General features: G+C 70.3%; 28 protein-coding genes. 19 read left to right on the top strand and 9 right to left on the bottom strand.

The genetic code is table 11. The features are described from left to right. Positions 1–50 precede the first annotated feature (50 nt). Positions 51–1,259 carry a sigma-70 family RNA polymerase sigma factor gene (locus MKP15_RS06005; RefSeq protein ID WP_240212109.1) on the top strand — a complete coding sequence of 403 codons (1,209 nt, stop codon included), beginning with the start codon at positions 51–53 and terminating at the stop codon, positions 1,257–1,259. A gap of 82 nt (positions 1,260–1,341) precedes the next feature. On the opposite strand, the gene MKP15_RS06010 is transcribed toward MKP15_RS06005, so the two are convergent. Beyond that, entirely contained in the window at positions 1,342–1,908 is a 567-nt protein-coding gene (locus MKP15_RS06010) for an EF-hand domain-containing protein (protein ID WP_240212110.1), read from the bottom strand. A gap of 160 nt (positions 1,909–2,068) precedes the next feature. Between MKP15_RS06010 and MKP15_RS06015 the strand changes: the two genes are divergently transcribed. Together MKP15_RS06015 and MKP15_RS06020 are read left to right on the top strand one after the other, a co-directional pair. Next, a complete protein-coding gene (locus tag MKP15_RS06015; protein WP_104939256.1) occupies positions 2,069–2,827 on the top strand; it encodes an arginyltransferase in 759 nt (252 codons plus the stop codon). Positions 2,828–2,877: 50 nt separating this feature from the next. Further along, entirely contained in the window at positions 2,878–4,080 is a 1,203-nt protein-coding gene (locus tag MKP15_RS06020) for an endonuclease/exonuclease/phosphatase family protein (protein ID WP_240212111.1), read from the top strand. 78 nt (positions 4,081–4,158) lie between these two features. On the opposite strand, the gene purT is transcribed toward MKP15_RS06020, so the two are convergent. Then, on the bottom strand, positions 4,159–5,358 hold the full coding sequence (gene purT / locus MKP15_RS06025; protein ID WP_240212112.1) for a formate-dependent phosphoribosylglycinamide formyltransferase: 1,200 nt from the start codon (positions 5,356–5,358) through the stop codon (positions 4,159–4,161). Between the two features lie 126 nt (positions 5,359–5,484). Between purT and MKP15_RS16965 the strand changes: the two genes are divergently transcribed. From MKP15_RS16965 to MKP15_RS06060, 8 genes are all read left to right on the top strand, one after another. Beyond that, positions 5,485–5,607, top strand: a complete 123-nt coding sequence (locus MKP15_RS16965) for a hypothetical protein (RefSeq protein WP_275692495.1) — start codon at positions 5,485–5,487, stop codon at positions 5,605–5,607. 20 nt (positions 5,608–5,627) lie between these two features. Continuing rightward, complete coding sequence (locus MKP15_RS06030) at positions 5,628–6,509, top strand: SPFH domain-containing protein (RefSeq protein ID WP_240212113.1); 882 nt, start codon at positions 5,628–5,630, stop codon at positions 6,507–6,509. 10 nt (positions 6,510–6,519) lie between these two features. Then, positions 6,520–6,807 (top strand): hypothetical protein, encoded by a 288-nt coding sequence (locus MKP15_RS06035; RefSeq protein WP_054666946.1) that lies wholly within the window; start codon positions 6,520–6,522, stop codon positions 6,805–6,807. Then, positions 6,804–6,986 (top strand): hypothetical protein, encoded by a 183-nt coding sequence (locus MKP15_RS06040; protein WP_054666948.1) that lies wholly within the window; start codon positions 6,804–6,806, stop codon positions 6,984–6,986. The genes MKP15_RS06035 and MKP15_RS06040 overlap by 4 nt, the downstream gene beginning before the upstream one ends. Next, on the top strand, positions 6,983–7,165 hold the full coding sequence (locus tag MKP15_RS06045) for a DUF4177 domain-containing protein (RefSeq protein ID WP_054666950.1): 183 nt from the start codon (positions 6,983–6,985) through the stop codon (positions 7,163–7,165). The genes MKP15_RS06040 and MKP15_RS06045 overlap by 4 nt, the downstream gene beginning before the upstream one ends. Position 7,166: 1 nt before the next feature. Beyond that, positions 7,167–8,462 (top strand): alpha/beta fold hydrolase, encoded by a 1,296-nt coding sequence (locus MKP15_RS06050; RefSeq protein WP_240212114.1) that lies wholly within the window; start codon positions 7,167–7,169, stop codon positions 8,460–8,462. An 82-nt stretch (positions 8,463–8,544) separates the two neighbouring features. Next, entirely contained in the window at positions 8,545–9,105 is a 561-nt protein-coding gene (locus tag MKP15_RS06055; protein WP_240212115.1) for a PH domain-containing protein, read from the top strand. Positions 9,106–9,193: 88 nt separating this feature from the next. Beyond that, on the top strand, positions 9,194–9,994 hold the full coding sequence (locus MKP15_RS06060; protein ID WP_104939262.1) for a M15 family metallopeptidase: 801 nt from the start codon (positions 9,194–9,196) through the stop codon (positions 9,992–9,994). 160 nt (positions 9,995–10,154) lie between these two features. Here the strand turns inward: MKP15_RS06060 and MKP15_RS06065 are convergent, their stop codons facing one another. The 5 genes from MKP15_RS06065 to MKP15_RS06085 form a co-directional block, all read right to left on the bottom strand. Next, complete coding sequence (locus MKP15_RS06065) at positions 10,155–10,826, bottom strand: DNA-3-methyladenine glycosylase (RefSeq protein WP_240212116.1); 672 nt, start codon at positions 10,824–10,826, stop codon at positions 10,155–10,157. Positions 10,827–10,830: 4 nt separating this feature from the next. Next, entirely contained in the window at positions 10,831–11,202 is a 372-nt protein-coding gene (locus MKP15_RS06070; protein ID WP_161613545.1) for a DUF423 domain-containing protein, read from the bottom strand. A 172-nt stretch (positions 11,203–11,374) separates the two neighbouring features. Continuing rightward, complete coding sequence (locus tag MKP15_RS06075) at positions 11,375–12,511, bottom strand: SRPBCC family protein (protein WP_240212117.1); 1,137 nt, start codon at positions 12,509–12,511, stop codon at positions 11,375–11,377. Between the two features lie 356 nt (positions 12,512–12,867). Further along, positions 12,868–13,509, bottom strand: coding sequence for a response regulator transcription factor (locus MKP15_RS06080; protein WP_054666964.1), 642 nt, complete (start codon positions 13,507–13,509; stop codon positions 12,868–12,870). Beyond that, positions 13,509–14,708 (bottom strand): sensor histidine kinase, encoded by a 1,200-nt coding sequence (locus MKP15_RS06085; RefSeq protein ID WP_161613459.1) that lies wholly within the window; start codon positions 14,706–14,708, stop codon positions 13,509–13,511. Before MKP15_RS06085 ends, MKP15_RS06080 begins: the two co-directional genes overlap by 1 nt. A 148-nt stretch (positions 14,709–14,856) precedes the next feature. On the opposite strand from MKP15_RS06085, the gene MKP15_RS06090 reads away from it, so the two are divergent. The 5 genes from MKP15_RS06090 to MKP15_RS06110 are packed head-to-tail and all read left to right on the top strand — an operon-like array spanning position 14,857 to position 17,845. Next, on the top strand, positions 14,857–15,447 hold the full coding sequence (locus MKP15_RS06090; protein WP_161613460.1) for a GNAT family N-acetyltransferase: 591 nt from the start codon (positions 14,857–14,859) through the stop codon (positions 15,445–15,447). A gap of 1 nt (position 15,448) precedes the next feature. After that, a complete protein-coding gene (minC, locus tag MKP15_RS06095) occupies positions 15,449–16,207 on the top strand; it encodes a septum site-determining protein MinC (protein WP_240212118.1) in 759 nt (252 codons plus the stop codon). Between the two features lie 36 nt (positions 16,208–16,243). Continuing rightward, positions 16,244–17,053 carry a septum site-determining protein MinD gene (gene minD / locus MKP15_RS06100; protein WP_161613462.1) on the top strand — a complete coding sequence of 270 codons (810 nt, stop codon included), beginning with the start codon at positions 16,244–16,246 and terminating at the stop codon, positions 17,051–17,053. 2 nt (positions 17,054–17,055) lie between these two features. Then, positions 17,056–17,313 carry a cell division topological specificity factor MinE gene (gene minE, locus MKP15_RS06105; protein ID WP_104939267.1) on the top strand — a complete coding sequence of 86 codons (258 nt, stop codon included), beginning with the start codon at positions 17,056–17,058 and terminating at the stop codon, positions 17,311–17,313. 46 nt (positions 17,314–17,359) lie between these two features. Then, positions 17,360–17,845 (top strand): hypothetical protein, encoded by a 486-nt coding sequence (locus tag MKP15_RS06110; RefSeq protein ID WP_161613463.1) that lies wholly within the window; start codon positions 17,360–17,362, stop codon positions 17,843–17,845. A gap of 72 nt (positions 17,846–17,917) precedes the next feature. On the opposite strand, the gene MKP15_RS06115 is transcribed toward MKP15_RS06110, so the two are convergent. Then, a complete protein-coding gene (locus MKP15_RS06115; protein ID WP_240212119.1) occupies positions 17,918–19,195 on the bottom strand; it encodes a HAMP domain-containing sensor histidine kinase in 1,278 nt (425 codons plus the stop codon). Beyond that, positions 19,192–19,908 carry a response regulator transcription factor gene (locus MKP15_RS06120; protein ID WP_161613465.1) on the bottom strand — a complete coding sequence of 239 codons (717 nt, stop codon included), beginning with the start codon at positions 19,906–19,908 and terminating at the stop codon, positions 19,192–19,194. Before MKP15_RS06120 ends, MKP15_RS06115 begins: the two co-directional genes overlap by 4 nt. 283 nt (positions 19,909–20,191) lie before the next feature. Between MKP15_RS06120 and MKP15_RS06125 the strand changes: the two genes are divergently transcribed. From MKP15_RS06125 to MKP15_RS06135, 3 genes are read left to right on the top strand one after another with little or no spacing between them, the layout of a single operon-like run. Beyond that, a complete protein-coding gene (locus MKP15_RS06125) occupies positions 20,192–21,823 on the top strand; it encodes a glycosyltransferase family 39 protein (RefSeq protein WP_240212304.1) in 1,632 nt (543 codons plus the stop codon). Positions 21,824–21,874: 51 nt separating this feature from the next. Further along, entirely contained in the window at positions 21,875–22,690 is an 816-nt protein-coding gene (locus MKP15_RS06130) for a phosphatase PAP2 family protein (RefSeq protein WP_240212120.1), read from the top strand. Further along, positions 22,687–24,342 carry a phosphoethanolamine--lipid A transferase gene (locus tag MKP15_RS06135; protein WP_240212121.1) on the top strand — a complete coding sequence of 552 codons (1,656 nt, stop codon included), beginning with the start codon at positions 22,687–22,689 and terminating at the stop codon, positions 24,340–24,342. The genes MKP15_RS06130 and MKP15_RS06135 overlap by 4 nt, the downstream gene beginning before the upstream one ends. Positions 24,343–24,413 lie beyond the last annotated feature (71 nt).

Below are 24,413 nucleotides of genomic sequence, written 5' to 3' on the forward strand. Positions count from 1 at the left end.
ACATCGGCCGGCGGGCTCCGTCCGGTAATGCAGACCACCGGGAGCCGCCCATGACCGCTGCCACGCTCGAATCCCTGCTGCACCACGAACTGCCCGCCGCCCGCGGCGGCTGCACCCAGTCCTATGGACGCATCGTGGTGGCCTGCCAGAACACGGTGACCGCCATCGCCCTGGCCATGACCCGCGACGTACAGGCCAGCGAGGACATCGCCCAGGAGGCCTTCATCAAGGCCTGGCAGCAGCTCAACCAGCTCAGCAATCCGTCCAGCTTCCTGCCCTGGCTGCGGCAGATCACCCGCAACCTCGCCCGCGACTGGCTGCGTGCCAACCGCAACCGCCCGCTCAGCGGCGAAGCCGCCGAGATCGCCATCGGCATGGCGGCCGACCCCGCCCCCGGCGCCGCCGAAGCCATGGCGCGGGTGGAGGAGGAACTGGCTGCCGAAGAGATCATCTCCGCCCTGCCCGAGGACAGCCGCGAGGCGTTGCTGCTGTTCTATCGCGAGGGCCAGAGCTCGCAGCAGGTCGCCGCGCTGCTGGGCTTGAGCGACGCGGCGGTGCGCAAGCGCCTGTCGCGCGCGCGCGCCACCGTGCGCGAGCAAATGCTGCGCCGCTTCGGCGAGTTCGCGCGCGCCAGCGCGCCGGGCACCGCGTTCGCCGCCACCCTGTGCTCGCTGCTGATGGTGGCCGCGCCCGGCACCGCCAGCGCGGTGGTGATCGGCAGCAGCGCCGGCCTGGCCGGCGCGGGCAAACTCGGCGCCGGCGGCATGGGCGCCAGCGCCGTGGGTGGCGGTGCGGCGGGCGGTTCCGTCGGCATGCTGGCCAACACGCTGATGGCCGATGGCTTCCACTTCGGCCTGGCCCTGGGCGCCACCCTCGGCGGCACCGCGGCCGCCTGGCTGGGCGGGTTGTACCTGCTGCACTACGCCGAATCGGCCGCCGAGCGCGCACAGGTACAGCGCTTCATGCGCCTGCACACCGCCACCGCCGCCCTGTTCTGCGGGAGCACGCTGCTGGTGGTGCTGCTGCACCTGGGGCTGGTGGTGTCGCTGGCATCGCTGCTGGTGGGCATGTGCGCGATCAACTACCAGTACCTGGTCACGCTGCCGCGGATCATGGGCCCGATGCTGGCCCGCGACGCCGCCCGCCATGGCCGCAGCGGCCCCACCCGCCTGTACAACAGCCTGTTCGGCCGCAGCGCGGTGGCGGTATCCAGCGTGCTGGTGGTCGCTTCGGTGCTGTACGTCCTGCTCACCCGCTGACCCGCCGCGCCCGCGGCCAATGCGGCGGGCGCGAAAAGCAGCGCCCCGCACGATGGCGGGGCGCTGTTTCATCGGGACTGGCTTACTTCGCCGCGGGTGCCGGCATCGGCTGCGGACCGCGCGTGCCCATCCGGGCACGGGCAGCCTCCAGCTCGGCAGGGCTCAACTTGCCGTCCTTGTCTGTATCGGCATTGCGGAACCATTCCTCGCGGCGCTGCTTGGCGCGCGCCTCGCGGTCGGCCTGGTCGATGAAGCCGTCCTTGTTGACGTCCATGCGCTGGAAGAAGGCCTGGTACTCGGCGGCGCTGACGCGGCCATCGTGGTCGCTGTCCATCATCCGCAGCATCCCCTTGCCTCCCGGGCCGCGATGGTGGCGGCCCATGCCGCGGTGGCCGTCGCCGCCACGGGCGTGCCAGCGCGGCATCTCATCGCGCGACAGCCTGCCGTCCTTGTTCGTGTCCCGTGCGTCGAAGCGCTGCGCCAGCCGCGGGTGCGCCGCGGCTTCCTGGCGGTCGATCGCGCCGTCGCCGTTGGCATCCATGCGTGCCGGCGCCGGCTTCTGCGTGGGCGCGGTGGCGGCCAGGGTGGCGCCGGTGGCGGAAGCGGCCAGCAGTACGGCCAGCAGGATCAGGGGGTTGCGGTGGGTCATGGTCTGGCTCCGGTGGTGGAAGATCGGGCGCATGGCTGCGTCCTCATGGCAATCAACGCGCGCCGGACGCCTGCGTTGACGCCGATACAGGCGGTGTTCACGGCGCAGACAGCCCGCGCCGGACGCGCGTACTGAGACCGCCGGCCGCTATGCTGTGGCCATGGCCCTGCATGGCGACTCCCACGAAGAACTGCGCCTGTTCCAGACCGGCGAACACCCCTGCGGCTACTTTCCCGAGCGGCGCGCGCGCGACCTGGTGCTCGACCCGCAGGACAGCCGGCTGGGCGAGCTCTACCCGATGGCGCTGGGCTGGGGCTTCCGCCGCTCCGGCGACCTGGTCTACCGGCCACACTGCCAGCAATGCCGCGCCTGCGTGCCGGTGCGGGTACCGGTGGACCGCTTCGCGCCCGACCGCAGCCAGCGCCGCTGCCTGGCGCGCAACCACGACCTCGAATGCCGGGTGCTGCCGGCCGCACGCACCGACGAGCAGTTCGCGCTGTACCGGCGCTACCTGGCCGCGCGCCATGCCCGCGGCGGCATGGACGACCATGGTCCGCACGAGTTCGACCAGTTCCTGATCGGCGGCTGGTCGCATGGGCGCTTCCTGGAGATCCGCGCCCCGGGCGCCGCCGGGCAGCGCGGCCCGCTGCTGGCGGTGGCCGTCACCGACGTCACCCCGCTGGGGCTGTCGGCGGTGTACACGTTCTTCGATCCGGACCAGCGCGCACGCGGCCTGGGCACCTACGCGATCCTGCAGCAGATCGACTGGGCGCGCCGTTGCCGCGCTCCCCACCTGTACCTGGGGTACTGGATCGACGGCCACCGCAAGATGGACTACAAGCGCCGCTACCGGCCGCTGGAGTGCTTCGACGGCCGCCGCTGGCTCGACATGGACACCGGTGCCGCGCCGGTCGCATAGGCCCATACGCTGCCATCCCACCTTCATCGCCCGGGTGCGAGAATGCGGCCATGAACAAACACACCCTGCTCCTGGCCCTGACGATGCTCTGCGCCGCCTGCACCAGCACCGCCCCGGCCACCGCGCCGGCAGCACCGGCCACTGCCCAGCTGCGGCTGGCGACCTACAACACCTCGCTGTATTCGGACGATGCCGGCGGCCTGATCCGTGAACTGGAAGGCGACAGCGCGCATGCGCGCAAGATCGCCGCGGTGCTGCAGCGGGTACGCCCCGACCTGGTGCTGCTCAACGAGTTCGATTTCGACGAGGCCCATCGCGCCGCCGACCTGTTCCAGCAGCGCTATCTGGAAACCGCGCAGGCTGGTGGCGGCGACCCGTTGCGTTATCCCTACCGCTACCTGGCACCGGTCAACACCGGGGTGCCCAGCGGCCTGGACCTGGACAACAACGGCAGCGTCGGCGGCAAGGGCCGCGAGCGCGGCAACGATGCCTGGGGCTACGGCCTGCATCCGGGCCAGTACGGCATGCTGGTGCTGTCGAAGTACCCGATCGACACCGCGGCCGTGCGCAGCTTCCAGCTGTTGAAGTGGAGCGCCCTGCCCGGCGCGATCCGCCCGATCGACCCGGATACCGGCAAGCCGTTCTGGAACGACGCGGTCTGGTCGCAGCTGCGGCTTTCGTCCAAGTCGCACTGGGACGTGCCGGTGCGCACCCCGCTGGGCACGGTGCACGTGCTGGCCGCGCACCCGACCCCGCCGGTGTTCGATGGCCGGGAAAAGCGCAACGCCGCGCGCAACCACGACGAACTGCGGCTGTGGAAGGACTACCTGGACGGCGGCGACACGCCGTGGCTGTGCGACGACCAAGGCCGCTGCGGCGGGCTGGCCGCGGATGCGCGCTTCGTGATCGTCGGCGACCTCAACAACGACCCGGTGGATGGCGACGGCCGCCACGACGCCATCGTCGAGCTGCTGGAGCACCCGCGGGTGCTGCGCTACCCGACCCCGGCCAGCGCCGGCGGCGAGCAGACCAGCCGGGCGTATGCGGAAAAAGGCATCGCGCGCCGCGGCGCGCCGCAGCATGCCACCGGCGATTTCGGTCCGCGCTCGGGCACGATGCGGCTGGATTACGTGCTGCCCTCGACCGGCTTCAGCTACGTCGACGGCGGCGTGTTCTGGCCGGCGGCCGGCACCGCGGAGGCGGCGATCGCCGACGGCAGCGACCACCACCTGGTGTGGGTGGACGTGCGCTGAGCCTGCCCGACGGCAGCAGCGACTGAAGAAAAAAACGCCGGCGACCGCCGGCGTTTTTCTGCCATGCCGAGCGGCCGGTCAGCGCAGCGCGATGCCGATGGCCGCGGCCGCGTCGCGGGCGATGGCGCGGGCCTGGTCCACGTCCGCGGCACGGGCCAGGGTGACGCCGACCCGGCGCTGGCCCTGCACCACCGGCTTGCCGAACAGGCGCAGCGCCGAATCCGGGTGCGCCAGCGCGTCGGCCACGTTGCTGAAGAACGGCACGCCGTTGCCCTGCGCCAGCAGCGCGCATGACGCCGCCGGCCCATAGTGGCGGATCAACCCGCCCTCGCCGGCATCGACCGGCAGCCCGAGGATCGCCCGCGCATGCAGCGCGAACTCGCTCAGCGCCTGCGATGCCAGCGTCACCAGCCCGGTGTCGTGCGGGCGCGGGCTGACCTCGCTGAACCACACCTCGTCGCCCTTCACGAACAGCTCCACGCCGAACACGCCCCAGCCGCCGAGGTCGTCGGTGATCGCGCGCGCCACCGCCTGCGCGCGCGCCAGCGCCGCGGCCGACATCGCCTGCGGCTGCCAGCTTTCGCGGTAGTCGCCGTCGCGCTGCAGGTGGCCGATCGGCGCGCAGAACGCGGTGCCGCCGGCGTGGCGCACGGCAAGCAGGGTGATCTCGTAGTCGAAATCGATGAAGCCCTCGACGATGCAGCGCCCGGCACCGGCGCGGCCACCGGTCTGCGCGTACTCCCAGGCCGGGCCGATGTCGGCCGCGCTGCGCAGCGTGCTCTGGCCCTTGCCCGATGACGACATCACCGGCTTGACCACGCACGGCAGGCCGATGGCCTCTACCGCGGCGCGGTACTCGGCCTCGGTGTCGACGAAGCGGTACGGTGACGTCGGCAGGCCCAGGGTTTCGGCCGCCAGCCGGCGGATGCCCTCGCGGTCCATGGTCAGGCGCGCCGCGCGCGCGGTGGGAACCACGCGCAGGCCCTGCGCGGCCTCGAGCTCCACCAGGGTCTGGGTGTGGATGGCCTCGATCTCGGGCACCACCAGGTGCGGCTGTTCGCGCGCGATCACCGCGCGCAGCGCCTGTGGATCGAGCATGTCGATGACATGGCTGCGGTGCGCGACCTGCATCGCCGGGGCATCGGCATAGCGGTCCACGGCGATCACTTCCACGCCGAAGCGCTGCAGTTCGATCGCCACTTCCTTGCCCAGTTCGCCCGAACCGAGCAGCAGCACGCGGGTGGCGAGGGAAGACAACGGGGTACCGAGCGTGATCATGGTGCGTCCTGGAAACGGGCGCGACAGTGTACCGGGCGGGCCGGCGGGTGACGGCGGGCGACCTGTTGAAATTTGATATCAAATTGATATCATTCAATCAAACGACGATGCCCAAGGAGACCGACCATGCTCCACGTGATCCATCAAATCCAGCGCCGCTGGCCCACTCATGCACACCGGGTCGTCCCCGGCCTTCTCCTCCTCTCCGTTGCCCTGCTCGCCGCAGGCATCGGCCTGTCGCTGCTGTGATCCTGCACGAGACCATGACCATGAAAGAGAAAGCCCTCGGTTCCCTGCCCGGCATTCCCAGCCTGCTGGGCTCGCTGCTGTTGATGCTGGCCGGCGTCGCCGCGCTGGTCTACGCGGTGGTCCTGGCCAAGTCCGGGGCCGGCGGCGCCGGCCTGCTGTTCGCCGCTGGCCTGGTGCTGCTGGTCGTGGGCCTGTTCCTGAGCTGCGGCCTGTACATGGTCCAGCCCAACCAGGCCGCGGTGGTGAGCCTGTTCGGCAAGTACGTGGGCACGGTCAAGGACAACGGCCTGCGCTGGAACAACCCGTTCTTCACCAAGAAGAAGGTCAGCCAGCGCGTGCGCAACTTCGAGAGCGGCAAGCTCAAGGTCAACGAACTGGACGGCTCGCCGATCGAGATCGCCGCGGTGATCGTGTGGCAGGTGGTGGACGCCTCCGAGGCGGTCTACAACGTCGACGACTACGAGAGCTTCGTGCACATCCAGTCCGAGTCGGCGCTGCGCGCGATGGCCACCAGCTACCCCTACGACCAGCACGAGGACGGCCAGCTGTCGCTGCGCAGCCACGCCAGCGAGATCTCCCAGCACCTGAAGGACGAGCTGGCCGAGCGCCTGGCCGATGCCGGGGTGCAGGTGCTCGACGCGCGCATCAGCCACCTGGCCTACGCCCCCGAGATCGCCCAGGCGATGCTGCAGCGGCAGCAGGCCAACGCGGTGATCGCCGCGCGCCAGCGGATCGTCGCCGGCGCGGTGGGCATGGTCGAGATGGCCCTGGCCGAGCTGCAGAAGAGCGGCCTGGTCTCGCTGGACGAGGAACGCAAGGCGCAGATGGTCGGCAACCTGCTCACCGTGCTGTGCTCGGACCGCGGCACCCAGCCGGTGGTCAATACCGGCTCGCTGTACTGAGGCAGCGTCGATGAATGACCTGCTCGCCGCGCTGATCGTCGCCCTCACCGGCCTGCCCGCCCTGGGCATTGCCGCCTGGAGCAGCCGCGATGGCAGCCGCCACGCGCGCGGCCTCGGGCTGCGCTGGGCGCTGATCGCGCTGAGCCTGTTCCTGGGCGCCACTGGCCTGTACCTGGCCGCCGGCAACCGCATGGCCACCTATGCCGTAGTGATCGCGCTGGTGGTGGTGGTCAACGCGCTGGGCGTGGCGCTGGTCCTGCACCTGCGCCGCGCACCGGTGGGGACGGGACGCCGGTGAGCGAGAAGAAGGCCTATCCGCTGCGCATTAACGCCGACGTGCTGGCGGCAGCGCAGCGCTGGGCCGACGACGAGCTGCGCAGCCTCAACGCGCAGATCGAGTACGTGATACGCGATGCGCTGCGCAAAGCCGGGCGGCTGCCCACTCCCAGAAACGAATCCACCGAGGAAGAACCATGAGTACGCAATGGAAGTATCTCGTCGTCAAAGTGAAGACCGGCATGCTCGGCGACTTCAAGATGGAGACGCTGCAGGAAGAGCTGGACCGGCATGGCCGGCTCGGCTGGGAACTGGTCAACGTGGTACACGCCACGCCCACCATCTCCTCGCCCACCCTGATCTTCAAGAAGGAAGTCTGAGATGAAGCGACTGCAGGCATGGATCGCCGGCATGGCGACCGCGGTCGTGATCGCGGCCGGTGCAGCGGCCGCCGATTCCCCCGCCGCGCTCGCCACGCGGCTGCTCGACCAGCTCGACGCCGGCCAGTACGCCGCGGCCGAGGCCACGTTCTCGCCGCAGATGAAGGCCGCGGTTCCTGCGCACAAGCTCAAGGCCATGTGGGAGTCGCTGCCCGTGCTGCTGGGCGCGGCGGGTGCACGCGGCGAAGCGACCGTCAGCGAGGCCGACGGCTTCCGCATCGTGGCCATCCCGCTGGCCTACGCACGCGACAACGTGCTGGCGCGCGTGGTGTTGGACGGCGACGACCGCATCGCCGGCTTCCTGGTGCAGCCCCCGCCGCCACCGCCGCCGGCCGCGGATGCGTCCTTCAGCGAACAGGCCATCACCCTGCCGGCGCTGGCGTCGGGCAAGCCCGGACTGCCGGGCACGCTGACCCTGCCGCGGGGCAAGGGCCCGTTCCCCGCCGTGGTGCTGGTGCATGGCTCCGGCCCGCAGGACCGCGACGAGACCATCGGCGGCAACCGCCCCTTCCTCGACATCGCCCGCGGCCTGGCCGCACACGGTATCGCCTCGCTGCGCTACGACAAGCGCACCCGGGCGCGGCCGCAGGATTTCAGCGGCGCGTTCGGCATCGATGACGAAACCACCGACGATGCCGTCGCCGCCGTCACCGCGCTGGCCGGCAATGCCGCCATCGCCCACGACCGCATCCACGTGCTCGGCCACAGCCAGGGCGGCCTGCTGGCCGGTCGCATCGCCGCCAGGAGCCAGGGCAAGGTGGCCGGGCTGATCCTGCTGGCGGCACCGGCGCGCCCGATCCTCGACCTGCTGGGCGAACAGAACCGCTACCTGGCCCATCTCGACGGCAGCGTCAGTGCCGAAGAACAGGCGCACCTGGACGCCCTGGATGTGGCCATCGCCAAGGTGCGCCACGATCCCGCGGCGACGCTGCTGGAGCTGCCCGGCCACTACTGGCAGCAGCTTGAACGCATCGACCCGGTGGCCGATGCGCGCGCCAGCCAGCTCCCGGTGCTGTTGTTGCAGGGCGGCCGCGACTTCCAGGTGGTCGATGCCGACTGGCAGCGCTGGAAACAGGGACTGCAGGGGCCGCGCTACCGCTTCCACCTGTACCCCGCGCTCAACCACCTGGGCATCGCCGGCGAAGGCAAGGGCACGCTGGACGAATACGGCAAGCCCGGCCACGTCGATGCCACGCTGATCCAGGACATCGTGCGCTGGGTACAGGCGCAGGAATGACACCGCGGTGTGCCGATGCCGGCGTGATGATGCCGGCACCGGACACCCGCGGCCCATGACCACCGGAACAGGAACCCGCGAAATGTCGACTGCGACACCCCTGCCGAAGGACTATCCGCTCGCGCCACAGGGCGGCATGCCGCTGCTGATCCTGTGGGCCATCCTGCTGGCGGCGATCGGGCTGCCGCTGGCGTTCCTGGCCGGCGACAAGGGCGTGGCGGCACTGGCGAGCCCACGCGCCTGGCTGGGTCCGGTGCTGGTGTCGCTGACCGGCGTGGCGGTGAGCCTGGCCTACCTGCGCAAGCGCATCACGCTCGACGCCGGCGGCCTGGTGGTCCGCTCCACGTTCTATACCCGGACCGTGGCCATCGGCTCGCTGCAGCTGGAGCGCGCGCGCATCGTCGACCTGGGCGAACACCGCGCCTTGAAACCGGCGCTCAAGACCAACGGCTACAGCCTGCCCGGCTTTCGCTCCGGCCACTACCGCATGGGCAATGGCAGCAAGGCGTTCTGCCTGATCACCGACCCCAGCCGCGTCCTGGTGCTGCCGCTGCGCGATGGCGCGCAGTTGCTGCTTTCGCCCGAGCAGCCACGTGCCCTGCTCGACGCACTGAAGCAGCGCGCCGGCGATGGCGCGGCGTAGAAGCGGCCAACGCGCATTGCCGGCGGGCACGCCTGCATGCGCCAGCGCCGGCATCGACAGCCCCGCGGCGATGGCCCAAGCTAACGCCATGCGCACCGCTCCCCGCCTGCTGCTCAATACCCCGGATATCGAACTGTGGCCCGGCGGCCTGCTGCGCGCGCGCAGCAACCACGATGCACGGCTGCTGTCCCGCGCGCGCACGGTGCTGCGGCGCAAGCGCGACGGGCGCTACCTGGCCGCGCAGCTGCCGGAAGGACTGATGCCGATGGTCGAACGCCTGGCCCGCGAGCCGGGCATCGACGCGGCGCTGCAGTGCCTGGAAACCCCGCTGCCGCGCGGCGGTCCGCCCGCGCAGGCATCGCTGCCGCTGGATCGCCTCAACCAACGCCTGCAGCGCCTGGGCCTGGACCAGCGCTATGCCGCCGGCAGCGGCCTGCCGCTGGTGGCGGAGCCGGCCTGGCTGCATTTCGCCGGCCTGGACCGCTACCGGCGCGCGCTGTGGCTGACCCGCGGCGCCGCGCGCGCGTGGCAGCGGCTGCGCGCGGCCGCGGCGGTCGATGGCGTCGCGCTGGATGCGATCTCCGGCTACCGCAGCCACGACTACCAGCTGGGCATCTTCGAACGCAAGCTCGCCCGCGGCCTGCGCGTGGCGGAGATCCTCACCGTCAACGCGGCGCCGGGCTACAGCGAGCACCACGGCGGCAACGCACTGGACATCGGCACGCCCGGCGAGCCGCCGGCGGAAGAATCGTTCGAGCGCACCGCGGCCTTCGCCTGGCTGCAGGCGCATGCCGGGGAGTTCGGCTTCCATATGAGCTACCCGCGCGGCAACCCGCACGGCATCGTCTACGAACCCTGGCACTGGTGCTTCAGCGGCCCCACGGGCTGAACCCGCCAGCGGCGGCCGCTGGCGCACGCGCAGCCCTGGCCAACCGCGGCGCCTGCGCGAGGTCGGCCCCCGACGTACGGCGACCCGCCCCGGCAGCATCCGGCCGCCTTGGCATGCACCGCACCGGCACACCCAGCGGACGACAGCGCTGATGCGGTGCTCAGTCCTGCGAGCGGTTGGTGTCCGCGCCGCCGTCGGCCATGTCGGCGATCCGCCACAGGTAGAGGCTGGCCAGGGTGCGGTACGGCCCCCAGCACTGGCCACGGGCCTGCAGTTCGCGCGGCGTGGGCAGCCCCGCCCCGCCATCGACCCGCTGCGCACCCTTGCGGACGCCCAGGTCGTCCACCGGCAGGATGTCCGGCCGGCCGAGCCGGAACATCAGCATCATCTCCACCGTCCAGCGGCCGATGCCGCGGATCGGCAGCAGCGCCTCGACGATGGCCTCGTGGTGCATCCACGCCATCTGCCGGGTCGAGGGGATGTCCCCGGCCAGCTCGCGCCGCGCCAGGTCGCGCAGCGCCAGTGCCTTGTTGGCCGATACGCCGCAGGCGCGCAGCCCGGCGTCGTCGATGCGGGCCAGTGTCGCGGCGTGCAGGCGCTGGCTTCCGATCGCCGTTTCCACCCGGCCGACGATGGTTGCGGCCGCCTTGCCGCTGAGCTGCTGGAACACGATGGCGCGCGCCAGCGCATCGACCGGATCGAACGGACGCCGCCACCCGGGCGGCGCATCCAGCGGGCCGACGCGGCGGATCCAGCGCGCCAGGCGCCGGTCGTGGCGCTGCAGGTGCGCCAGCCCCTGCCCGAGGTCGAAACCGCGCGGGTGCCGGGGCACGCGGCTAGCGCCTCAGCGCGCTGAGCGCCAGCAACACCCAGCCGGCCATCAGCGCGGTGCCGCCGGCCGGCGCCAGGCGCGTCGGCCACCAGCCCAGCGCACCACCGGCCACGCTGCCGGAGAACAGCAGCACGCCCAGCAGCAGCACATACAGCGCCGTACGCCCGGCGGCGTTCAGCGATGCCGGGCCGAGTATCGCCAGCACCGCGCCATGGCCGAAGGCGTACAGTGCCGCCGTCTCCAGGTGGGACCGCGCCAGCGGATCGCCCACCGCATGCGACGCGTAGGCCGACATGCCCACCGCCGATGCCGCCAGCAGCGCCCCGCAGAACGCCAGCAGCGACGGCCTGCGCACCCTCCGTTCCAGTCCCAGCATCATCTTCCCCCGGTTGCTCGGCCACCACGGCGTGGCCATGTACATGCGGACGCCGGGCGCATCGCCTGCCCGGGCCGGCGTCCGCGTGCCACCGGGCAGCAGGCAACAAAAAACGCGCCGCTGGGGGCGGCGCGTTTTCTGTGCATCACTTCATTCTTCCGCGACAGGCCGGTTACTTGACCGACCAGTACACGTCGTAGGTGCCGTCGGTGGTGAACGCCTTGTCCACGCCGCCCTTCCACGATTCGTACGGACGGTCGGTCACTTCGTAGCCGGCAGTGGTCGCCCAGGCGCGCAGCGCGTTGCGCGCCACGTCCAGGCCCGCCATGTGGCCGGTGTAGGAAGCGAACGCCGAACGGTGCGCGTCGGCATGCACGTAGGTCACCGGGTTGCCGGACGGGATCTTGACGTCGAGCTTGCCACCCGTGGCGGCAACCGGGGCGGCCTCGGCCTTGTCGGCCTCGCCGTCCTTCTTGTCGCCGGCAGCGGCGGCAGCGCTCTTCTTGCGCACCGGCTGGGCCACGTCGAAAGCGTACTTCTCGGCGCCGAAATCGGTGGTCACGATGCGCACCGGGCCGGCGGCCTCCAGGCCGTTGGCTTCCATCGCGCGCTTGATCCACTCCTGGTTGTCCAGGATCGACTTGCGGATGCTCTCGTTGCTGCGGTCGATGTTGCCGGCGTTGACCACCAGCAGGTCCTCGACCGGAACGTCCACGACCTTCAGGTCGGTCAGCGGGGCTTCGGCGGCGCGGTAATCGACGTTCGGCACCGAGGCCAGCATGTTGGCCATGCGCGACAGGCCCAGCTTCAGGTCGTCGCCGATGTGGCGGCTGACGTACAGGCCGGCATAGCGGCCGAACAGGTCGAACCCGTAGTTGACCGAGTAGTCCTGGGTGATCTTGACGTTGCGGTCGTTCTTGCCGGTCGGCTCCAGGGTGAAGGTGGTGACCTTGTCCTTGCCCTTGGTCTGGTCCTCGATCGCGATCACCACGCGCTTGTTCTGCTCGGTGTCGGTGATTTCCCAGCTGCCCTGGCCCAGCGCGCTGTCCTTGGACGAATACTCCAGGCGGGCGCCCTTGCCGGCGTCCGGACCGCTGTACTTCAGCTCGATGCCCTTGTCACGCAGCACCAGCGGGTTCCAGTCCTTGAAGCGGCGCAGGCTGTTGACCGTGTCGTACACGATCGTCATCTTGCGGTTGGTTTCGATGCTTTCGGAAATGTGGCGCTCGCCCGGCAGGCACACGCCAATGATGACGAACAGGCCAGCCACGATCCCCAAGGCGATCAGGAACTCGATAATACGGGTCATTCAGGAGTCTCCGGGGCCGATCCCACGGCCGGGTTGATTGAAGCGAAGCCCCCATCCTATCAGGCTTTGCGCAGGTTGTTGACGGATTTGGCGCACCGGTTTCCGTGTCCGGTGCAGGCATGCGGGCCGAAGGCCGTAAAGGCTGCCACCCCGCCGCCGGGGCCCTGCACGATGCCATGCGCGGGCCGGGCTGGCGAGGGGTGCGACGCCGCTTATTTTCCCTCTACCGGCGGCCTCCGCACCAGTCGTTCCATGAGATTCATTCGAAAGCAGATTCCGCCATGCCGGCATCCGCCGGCGCGGCAACGCCCGCCGGACGCAGCCGTATGGCCCGGGGCGCGCGGCGCGGTGGCCGCTCACACCAGCTGCAGCTCGAACGCCTTGAGCACCGCCCGGGTGCGGTCGCGCACGCCCAGCTTGCTCAGGATGTTGGACACGTGGTTCTTGATGGTGCCCTCGGCCACGCCCAGTGAATTGGCGATCTCCTTGTTGGAAAAGCCGCTGGCCATCAGCCGCAGGATCTCGGTCTCGCGGTCGGTCAGCGGATCGGGCCGGTCGAGGCTGACGAACTCGTTGCGCATGTGCTCCAGCCCGGACAGCAGGCGCTGGGTCACCGCCGGCTGCACCAGCGAGCCGCCTTCGGCCACGGTGCGGATCGCGCCGACCAGCTGCTCCAGGGTCACGTCCTTGAGCAGGTAGCCCTTGGCACCGGCCTTGAGCCCGGCCAACACCAACTGGTCGTCGTCGAACGTGGTCAGGATGATCGCCGGCGGCAGCTGCCCCAGCCGCGACAGGGTCTGCAGCGCCTCCAGCCCGGACATCACCGGCATGCGCATGTCCATCAGCACCACGTCCGGCGCCACCTGCGGGATCATTTCCACGGCCTGGCGGCCATCGGTGGCCTCGGCCACCACTTCGATGCCGTCGTCCAGCGCCAGCAGCGAACGGATGCCCTGGCGTACCAGGGTTTGGTCATCGACCAGACAGACGCGGATCATCAGTTCACTCCTTGCGGCCCGGAGGCCAGCATCATATGGGTTGCCACCGGCAGCGAGGCACGAAGGTGGAAGCCTTCGCCGCGCCGTGCCGACACGTCCAGTTCACCGCCATACTGCGCCAGGCGTTCGCGCATGCCGCGCAGCCCGTTGCCGGGCAGGATGTCCTCCACCTCGCCACCGACGCCGTCGTCGCGGGCGTCGATCACGATCCGCCCATGGGCGCGCTCGACCCGGATCCACAGGTTGCGGGCGCCGGCATGGCGCACCGCGTTGGTGATCACTTCCTGGGTGCAGCGCAGCAGCACGTGGGCGCGCTCGGGGTCTTCCACGCTCAGCGGGTCGTCCATGTCCAGGTGGATCTCGAGCGAAGGCACCCGCTCGGCCAGCGGCCGCAGCGCCGCGGCCAGGTCGATCGCCCCGCTCTCGCGCAGCTGGCTGACCGCCTCGCGCACGTCGGTGAGCAGCAGTTTGGCCAGGGTGTGCGCCTGGCGCACGTGTTCCTGCGCCTGGCCCTCGGTGATGTGGCCGGCCACTTCCAGGTTCAGGCTCAACGCGGTCAGGTGGTGGCCGAGCAGGTCATGCAGTTCGCGCGAGATGCGGGTGCGCTCGTTGACCCGCGCGCTCTCGGCCAGCAGCAGGCGGGTCGCGCGCAGCTCGGCGTTGAGCCGGCGCTGCTCCTCGCGGGCCTGGGTCTGCTGCCGCGCCACCAGGCTGGTCACGAAGATGAACATCGAGAACCCAGCATACAACAGCGACTGCAGCAGCGCCTCGAACAGCGGCAGCCCCATGATCAGGTGGTAGACCGGCAGCACCGCCAGCTGGCTGAGCACCAGCCAGACCACCCCGACCCGCTTGCTCAGCAGCCACGGGATCACCCCGGCCGCGACCATCAGCAGGATGCTGCCCAGCCCGGTGACGCTCAGGTAGCTCACCGCCAGTCCGGACAGGGTCAGCACCAGCAGGGCCAGGCGGTCGTACCAGCTGGTGTGGCCACCGGCGGTCAGCCCGCGGGTCAGCCAGAAGTAGCACACGCCGAACGCCAGGTACGCGGCCAGCAGCCAGGTGGCTTCGCCCAGGCTCGGCGGCAGCTCGCCCTCGGCCGGCGCGTACTGGGTGTAGAGCAGCGGCAGGCTGACCAGGCCCCAGGTGAACAGGCCGGCCAGGCGCAGGACGCGGGTATGGCTGAGATATCCCAACATGGGTGCATGGTAAGGACCGCGGCGGCTTTGCGCCCTCCCACGGAAGTCATGCCCGGATGGCGCTCGCCCGGTCCGGCCGGCCATGCGATAATCGCCGGCCAGCCCCCACCCCTCACTCGGGGCCGACCGCTTCACCCACGGAGTCACAATGTCGATCGTCATCCGCGACGTGCGCGAGCACGAGCTCGATTCCGTCCTGGCACTGAACAACAACGCCGGCCTGGCCATCCTGCCGCTGGATGCCGCCAAGATCCGCCGCTTCTACGAAACCGCCGAGTATTTCCGCGTCGCCGAGCGCGACGGCAACATGGCCGGCTTCCTGGTCGGCTACGGCAGCAGCGCCGAGCACGACAGCTGCAACTTCGCCTGGTTCCAGCAGCGCTACCCCAGCTTCTTCTATATCGACCGCATCGTGGTCGCCAGCCGCCGCCGCGGCGGCGGCGTCGGCCGTGCGTTCTATGCCGACGCGCAGAGCTACGCCGAGCTGCGCTACCCGCAGATGGCCTGCGAGGTGTTCCTGGACCACGGCGCCGACGCCGCGCTGCTGTTCCATGGCAGCTTCGGCTTCCGCGAGGTCGGGCAGAACACGATGCCGGCCGTGGACGTGCGTGCCAGCATGCTGCTCAAGGACCTGTGCAGCTATGAGTGGGTCAAGGAAACCTATGGCGACAACCTGCCCGACGTTCCGTGGGCGGGCCACACACGCCGGCCCATGCAGCAGCGGCCGACGGGAACCTGAGATGGCAGTGAATCCGGATTACGAACAGGCAGGCGAACTGAAGATCGGGCAGGTGGGCATCGCCAACCTGCGCATCCGCACCCTCGACGTGGAGCGGCTGGTACAGGAAATGCGCGAACGCGTGGCGCGCGCGCCCAAGCTGTTCGGGCGCGCGGCGGTGATCCTCGATTTCGGCGGCCTCAGCCGCGTTCCCGACCGGGCCAGCGCGCAGGCGCTGCTGGACGGGCTGCGCGATGCCGGCGTGCTGCCGGTGGCGCTGGCCTATGGCACCAGCGAAGTCGAGCAGCTCTCGGTCCAGCTCGGGCTGCCGCTGCTGGCCAAGTTCCGTGCCCAGTACGAACGCGCCGATGCCGCCCCGCCGGCACCGGCCCCGGCGCCCGCTCCGGCCCGGCGCGCGCCCGAACCCGCACCGGCACCGGCACCGGCCGCGCAACCCGGGCGCATGCAGCTGGGCGCGGTGCGTTCGGGCCAGCAGCTGTACGCCGAGAACTGCGACCTGACCGTACTCTCAACGGTGGGCGCCGGCGCCGAGGTGATCGCCGACGGCAGCATCCATATCTACGGTACGCTGCGTGGCCGCGCCCTGGCCGGCGCGCAGGGCAATACCGGTGCCCGCATCTTCTGCCGCGACTTCCACGCTGAACTGGTCGCGATTGCGGGACGCTACAAGGTGCTGGACGATATTCCCGACAACCTGCGCGGCAAGGCCGTGCAGGTCTGGCTGGAGCAGGACCAGATCATGATCGCTGCGCTGGATTGACGCGCAGCCCACCACGGAACATTCAGGAGAAATCCTTTGGCTGAAATCATCGTAGTCACCTCCGGCAAGGGCGGCGTCGGCAAGACCACCTCCAGCGCCAGCATCGCGTGCGGCCTGGCCCGGCGCGGCAAGAAGGTCGCCGTCATCGACTTCGACGTCGGCCTGCGCAACCTGGACCTGATCATGGGCTGCGAACGCCGGGTGGTGTACGACTTCGTCAACGTCGTCCACGGCGAGGCCACGCTGAAGCAGGCCCTGATCAAGGACAAGCGCTTCGACAACCTGTACGTGCTGGCCGCCTCGCAGACCCGCGACAAGGACGCGCTGAACAAGGAAGGCGTGGAGAAGGTGCTCAAGGACCTGGCCGCCGACGGCTTCGACTTCATCATCTGCGACTCGCCGGCCGGCATCGAGAAGGGCGCGTTCCTGGCGATGTACTTCGCCGACCGCGCCGTGGTCGTGGTCAACCCGGAAGTGTCCTCGGTGCGCGACTCGGACCGCATCATCGGCCTGCTCGACTCCAAGACCGCCAACGCCGAGGCCGGCAAGAGCGTGCCCGCCTTCCTGCTGCTGACCCGCTACAGCCCGGCGCGCGTGGAAAGCGGCGAGATGCTCAGCATCGGCGACGTGGAGGAAGTGCTGGGGCTCAAGGCGATCGGCGTGATCCCCGAGTCCGGCGACGTGCTCAACGCCTCCAACAAGGGCGAGCCGGTGATCCTGGACACCGAATCCATGGCCGGCCAGGCCTATGAGGACGCGGTGGGCCGCATCCTTGGCGAGGAGCGCCCGATGCGCTTCATTTCGGTGGAGAAGAAGGGCTTCTTCAGCAAGCTGTTCGGAGGGTGACGATGGGACTGTTCGACATCTTCAAGGCGAAGAAGAGCACGGCCGAAACCGCCAAGAACCGCCTGCAGATCATCATCGCGCAGGAGCGCAGCACCCGCGGCGGCCCGGATTACCTGCCGCTGCTGCAGCGCGAGCTGCTGGAAGTGATCAAGAAGTACGTCAACATCGACGCCGACGCGGTCAAGGTGGACCTGGTCAAGGACGGCGAGCACGACGTGCTCGACATTTCCGTGGCCCTGCCCGAAGGCCCGCAGGGCTGATGCCGCGAGCCGGGACCGGGCGAAGGTCCCGGCCCCGCCTGTGACGATGTCGACTCCGCCGGCCAACGCAGCCGCCGCCATCCTGTGCGTGGGCGATATCGCCTGGGACGCCGCGGCCACTCTGCTCGCGCGCCACGGCCTGCGCCTGAACCGGGTCGAGGACGGCGCGAAGATCCCCGGCAGCTACTGGGGCGAACCCGAAGCCGGGATCATCGCCAGCGACGTCTACGTGCGCGCCGACACCCCGGTGCACTCGATGCTGCACGAAGCCTGCCACCTGATCGTGCTGCCACCGGAGCGGCGCGCGCTGGTGCATACCGACGCCACCGATTCGGTGCCCGAGGAAGACGCCACCTGCTACCTGCAGATCGTGCTCGCCGGGCAGCTGCCCGGGGTCGGCAGCGCGCGGCTGATGGCCGACATGGACGCCTGGGGCTATACCTACCGCCTGGGCTCCACCCGCGCCTGGTTCGAGCGTGATGCCGACGACGCCCGGCAATGGCTGCTCGAACGCGGCCTGCTGCCGGCCTGAAGCGGCCGCCCCGGGCCGCGGCGAAAACACACCCGCGGCGCACGCGTGCCGTTGCTCCCGCGCGACACCCGGCTACGGCCGCGACGCGCCCATGTCCAGGATGACCCGGGTACCACGTTCGTGGCCCGAGTGGATGTCCAGTTTCCAGCCCAGGTGCTCGCACAGGCGGCCGATCAGGTCCAGGCCGATGCCGGTGCGCATGTTGCGTTCGCCGCGCGCGGTCTTGGCGTAGGCCGCGGCCACTTCCTCCGGGCTCATGCCGTGGCCCGGGTCGTCGATGGTCACCACCGCGTGTGGCGTCAGCCACAGGCGGATCACGCCGCGGTCGCTGTTCTCCAGCGCGTTGCGCAGCAGGTTGCCGACCGCCGCCTGCACCACGCCCACCGGCGCGACGATCGTGCACGGCGCGGCCTGCATCACTTCGACCGACAGCTCCTTGCCGCTGGCCAGGTAGGCATGGTCGGCCACGATCTCCGGCAACAGCTGCTCCAGCGCCAGCGGCTCGCTCAGCGCCGCCAGCCGCGCCGGGTCACGCGCCAGCAGCAGCATCAGCTGGATCAGCTGCTCCATGCTCGACGCGGTGCTGCGCACCCGCTGCAGCTGCTGCTGCGCACGCGGCGGCAGTCCGGGCTGCTCCAGCGCCAGTTCGGCGGCGCCGGTGATCACCGCGATCGGCGTGCGCAGTTCGTGGCTGGCGGTACTGATGAAGGCGCGTTCGCGTTCGACGAAGCGCTCGTTGCGCTCCAGGTAGTCGTTCACCGAATCGGCGATCACCTCCATTTCGCTGCTGCCGCGGGCAGCGACCTGCACGCGCTGGCCACTACGCTCGGGCTGCAGCGCGGCGATATCGGCGGCCAGCCCGGCCAGCGGGCGCACCAGGCGGTTCATGCCGACCCACGCCATCAACAGGGTGACGACCACCATGGCGATCCCGGCCAGCACCGCCCAGCGGGTGATGAAGTGTTCCAGTTCGGCGAAATCGGTGATGTCCAGCACCAGCATCGTGCGCCCGAAGTCGCTGGTCTGGCGCACCATCACCGCGCTGCGGTGGCCTTCCAGCCGGACCCCGTCGTGCAGCCCCGGCGCCAGGTGCGCCAACACGTCGGGAATGCCGTGGGCATCATGCTCGCTGAAGAAATGCAGGGTGTCCGAATCCTGCCAGCGGTAATCCGGGTCGGTACGCTTGCTCGCGATCACGCTGTCCAGTTCGGAGTTGAGCAGCGCCCGCCACACCGAGTGCTCGGCGCGCTCGTGCACGTAGTTGGCGGCGCTGAACACCACCAGGGTCAGCAGCGCCAGGTAGCTGGCCAGCCAGACCAGCAGCTTGCGCCGCAGCGTCCGCCGCTTCATCGCCCGTCGCCTGCCGCCGGGTCCGCGATGGCCGGTGCGTCCGGCGCGCACAGCCGGTAGCCCACGCGCGGCAGGGTATGCAGCAGCTTCTCGGCGAACGGCCCGTCGACGCTGCGCCGCAGTTCGTAGATGTGCGAGCGGAGCATGTCGCCGTCGGGCGGCTCCTCGCCCCACAGCGCGTACTCCAGCTGGTCGCGCGGCACCGCCGCCGGGCTGGCGCGCATCAGTACTTCCAGCAGCTTGCGGCAGGCCGGGTACAGGTGCAGCGGGCGGCCGCCGCGCTGCACCTCCAGGGTGGCCAGGTCCAGGCGCAGGTCATGCACCTCCAGCACCTTGCGCGGGTTGCGGCCGCGCGTGCGCGCCAGCACCGCGTCCAGCCGCACCTCCAGTTCCGGCAGGGCAAAGGGCTTGGTCAGGTAGTCGTCGGCGCCGGCGCGGAAACCGGCGATCTTGTCCGGCAGCTCGTCACGCGCGGTGAGCATGATCACCGGCACCTCGGAGCGGTGTTCCTCGCGCAGCCGCCGCAGCACTTCCGGCCCTTCCATGCGCGGCAGCATCCAGTCCAGCAGGATCGCGTCATAGGCATGGGTGGCGGCCAGGTGCAGCCCGGTCACGCCATCGGGGGCGACATCGAGCACATGCCCGCGTGCCTCGAAATAGTCGAAAAGATTGGCGATCAGGTTGCGATTGTCTTCGATGACCAGCAGCCGCATGTGCAGAACCCTTGGAATGGCGCCTCGCCGGCGGACGCGCGCCGGCGCCATCGGCGGCGGCGGACGGACCGGCGGTACCCGGCCATCGTAGCCCCAGCACTGGTCGGAGCGACGTCGAAACAGGTCACAATGCGCGCTACGACGCGCTTCCCACGCCGGCGGCGCGATCCTTCCCGTCCACTCCCAAGACGAGCCCAGCGTGCGCCCGACCCGCCTTCGATCCCCCGCCTCGTGGTACCTGTTGCTGGCGCTGGTGGTGGCCAGCCTGCTGGCCGGACTCGGCATGCGCGAGCCCTCCCCGCCCGACGAGCCGCGGTTCGTGCTGGCCGCGCGGCAGATGGTGGAGACCGGACAATGGCTGCTGCCGCACCGCGGCAGCGAGCTGTATGCCGAAAAGCCGCCGACCTTCATGTGGATCCAGGCCGCCACCTACAAAGTGCTGGGCCACTGGAACATCGCCTTCCTGCTGCCGTCGCTGCTGGCCGCGCTGCTGACCCTGTGGCTCACCTGGGACCTGTCGCGGCGGCTGTGGAACCGGCGCGTGGCGCGCTACGCGGTGCTGGCGCTGTTCGTGTGCATCCAGTTCGGGCTGATGGCCAAGCGCGCGCAGATCGACATGGTGCTGGTGGGCATGACCACGCTGTCGCTGTGGGCGCTGCTGCGGCACACGTTGCTCGGGCCCGACTGGAAGCTGCTGGCACTGGGCGCCTTCGCTGCCGGCGTAGGCACGGTGACCAAGGGCGTGGGCTTCCTGCCGCTGCTGGCGCTGCTGCCCTGGGCCGCCTGGCGCTGGCGCCACCCCGGCGCGCCCGGCGCCGGGCGCGGCTGGGGCTGGTGGCTGCTGTTGCCGCTGTTCATTGCCGGTACCGGGGTGTGGCTGGCGCCGCTGGGCATTGCCCTGCTGAACAACCCCGACCCCGGCCTGCAGTCCTACGCCCACGAACTGCTGTTCAAGCAGACAGGCACCCGCTACGCCAACGCCTGGCACCACCACCAGCCGGCCTGGTACTACCTGCAGGTGATCGCCACGCTGTGGCTGCCGGGCAGCCTGCTGCTGCCGTGGCTGGTGCCGGCCTGGTGGCGGCGGCTGCGCCGCGCCGACCCGCGCTACATCGTGCTGCTGGGCTGGGCACTGCTGGTGCTGCTGTTCTTCAGCGCCAGCCCCGGCAAGCGCGAGGTCTACATCCTGCCGATGCTGCCGGCGCTGGCGGTGGCGGCCGCGCCGCTGCTGGCCGGCCTGCTGCGCCGGACCGGCGTGCGCTGGGCGCTGCTGCTGTACGTGGCGCTGCTGGCGGTGGCGATGCTGGCGGTCGGCTACGACGCACTGCAGCACGCCGATGGCTGGGCGCAGCGCAGCGCGGCCAAACGCGCGATCGACCCGGCGGTAGTCCCACGGGTCGGCGCCTGGCTGCTGGGCTTCGGCATTGCCGCGCTGGTGCTGGTGGCGACGCTGCGCCTGCGCCGCGCCGGGCTGGCCGCGGTGCTGGCCACGGTGCTGCTGTGGACGATGTATGGACTGGGGCTGATGCCGGCCCTGGACCCCTACAGCTCGGCCTCGGCGGTCATGGACAAGGTGCGCCAGCGCATCGGCGACGGCGAACTGGGCATGGTCGCCTGGCGTGAGCAGAACCTGCTGCAGACCCACCCGCAGGCGATGGACTTCGGCTTTAAGCGGCCGTGGCCCGAACAGTGGGAGATGGCCGGGCAGTGGGTGGCCGCCGCCCCGGAACGGCGCTGGCTGTTTGTCCTCAAGCAGGCCATGACCCCCTGCGCCGACCCGGCCGCGGTGATCGACATCGGCAGCGCCAACCGCAACCAGTGGCAGCTGCTGCCGGGCACCGCGCTGGATACCGCCTGCGTGGCCGCCACCCACGGCCAGGTCGCGGGAACGGCCGGCGAGACCGACGAGGACTGAACGCGGGGCGGGGTTAACGCCGCGGCAACGGGCCTCCGACCACTCTCCGACATGGCCGCCACCACCATGCGGCCATTCATCGTCGAAGGCTCCGCATCCGTGCCTGCCATCCCGTCCTCGCCGCCCCCGTATGTGCTGCCCGCGCCCGGCCTTGCCGCCACCCGGCGCGGCTTCCTGGCCCGCCACCTGCTGCTCCCGCTGCTGCTGGCCGTGGCCGCCAGCCTGGTGTTGATGGCCGGCAACGGCGACCAGTGGCTGGCCGACCAGCTCTACCGCTGGGAAGGCGGCCACTGGGCGTTCCGCGATGCCTGGTGGACCACCCACGTCATCCACCGCGGCGGCAAGAACCTGAGCACCCTGGCCGCGGTGCTGGTGATGCTGGCGCTGCTGCGCGCCTGCCTGGACACCCGCTGGAAGCCCCTGCGCCGGCCGCTGCTGTACCTGCTGCTGGCGGTGGGCCTGTCCACCGGCGTGGTCGCCCTGCTCAAGTCCATGACCCAGATGGATTGCCCCTGGGACCTGGAGCGCTACGGCGGCCTGCGCCCGTTCATCGGCCTGTTCGAGCCGCGCCCGGTGGTGCTCGGCCACGCCGCCTGCTTCCCGGCCGGCCATGCCAGCGCCGGCTACGGCTGGGTGGCGCTGTACTTCTTCGCCCTGCAGGTACGCCCGCGCTGGCGCTGGGCCGCGCTCGCCGTGGCGGTGGCCACCGGGCTGCTGTTCGGCATTTCCCAGCAGCTGCGCGGCGCGCACTTTTTCTCGCATGATGTGTGGTCGCTGGCGGTCAGCTGGACCGTGGCGGTGCTGCTTTACCTGTTGATGTTCCCACCGGCCAAGGCCACCCCGTTCAAGGAAGAAACCCACGCATGAGTACGGCTTCACCGCATCTGCCGGCATCGACCAGCGCATTCGCACGGCTGCGCCGCTGGCGCCCGGAAATCTCCACCGAAACGCTGATCCTGCTGTCGAGCGCGTTCTTCGCCTTGGCCTGCAACGGCCTGTTCTGGCGCGACGCCCTGGCCACCAACCCCGGCAGCGTGCTGTTCGCGGTGTCGCTGTTCGCCCTGCTGATGGGCGTGCACGCGCTGCTGCTGGGCCTGCTGGTGTGGCGCTGGAACGCCAAGGTGCTGCTGACGATCCTGTTCGTCACCACGGCCTTCGCCACGCACTACATGAACAGCTTCAACGTCTATCTGGACGCGGACATGCTGCGCAACGTGCTGGCCACCGACCACAAGGAGTCGCGCGAGCTGATGACCCCGGCGCTGCTCCTGCCGCTGCTGGTGTATGCGCTGGTGCCCTGCGTGCTGCTGTGGCGGTTGCGCCTGCGCCGCCGCAGCTGGACCCGCGCCCTGCTGTGGCGGCTGCTGTTCCTGGTGGGCGTGGTGGTGGTGTCCGGTGCCGGCACGCTGGCCTCGTTCCAGAACGTATCGGCGCTGATGCGCAACCACCGCGAGGTCCGTTACCTGGCCACGCCGGCGAATTACCTGATCGCACTGAAGCAGAACCTGGTCAGCTCCAACCCGATCAAGAACCAGCCCAAGCTGCCGCTTGGCACCGATGCCAAGGCCACGCCGCGCGCGGCCGACAGCAAGCCGCGCCTGCTGGTGCTGGTGGTCGGCGAGACCGTGCGCGCGCAGAACTGGGGCCTCAACGGCTACGCCCGCCAGACCACGCCGGAGCTGGCCAAGGCCGGGGTGATCAACTTCCCGGACATGCATGCCTGCGGCACCAGCACCGAGGTATCGCTGCCGTGCATGTTCTCGCCGTTCGGCCGCCACGACTACGACGCCAAGAAGATCCGCGCGCACCAGTCGCTGCTGCACGTGCTCCAGCATGCCGGCATCGCCACGCTGTGGCGCGACAACCAGTCCGGCTGCAAGGGCGTGTGCGAAGGGCTTGAGACCCAGCGGCTGGACGACGCCACCAAGCCCGGACTGTGCGCCGATGGCCGCTGCATGGACGAGATCCTGCTCGACGACCTGGCCGCGCAGGTGCGTGCCAGGCCGGGCGACCGCGTGGTCGTCCTGCACCAGCTGGGCAACCACGGTCCCAGCTATTTCCAGCGTTACCCGGCGGCGTTCCGCCAGTTCGTGCCGACCTGCGACACCCCGGACCTGGGCAAGTGCAGCCGCGGCCAGATCGTCAACAGCTACGACAACGCCATCCGCTACACCGACCATTTCCTGGCCCGCACCATCGCCACCCTGCGCGACCTGCAGGACTACGACACGGCGATGATCTACCTCTCCGACCACGGCGAATCGCTGGGCGAGAAGGGGCTGTACCTGCATGGCGTGCCGTACGCCATCGCACCGGACGAACAGACCCGGGTGCCTATGGTGATGTGGTTCTCCCCGCAGTTCGCCGCCAGCCGCGGACTGGACCTGCAGTGCCTGCGCGAGCGTGCGCGCCAGCGCAGCGACCACGACAACCTGTTCCCCTCGGTACTGGGGCTGATGCAGGTCACCACCTCGGTGTACGAGCGCGAGCGCGACCTGTTCGCCGGGTGCGAAGGCTAGCAACCGGTCCCGCCGCGGCAGCGACGCCCGTCGTTCCCGCGGCAAAGCGCCGCGGGATCATCCAACCGGCA

Source organism: Stenotrophomonas sp. Y6 (assembly GCF_022436665.1).
GTDB lineage: Bacteria > Pseudomonadota > Gammaproteobacteria > Xanthomonadales > Xanthomonadaceae > Stenotrophomonas > Stenotrophomonas acidaminiphila_A.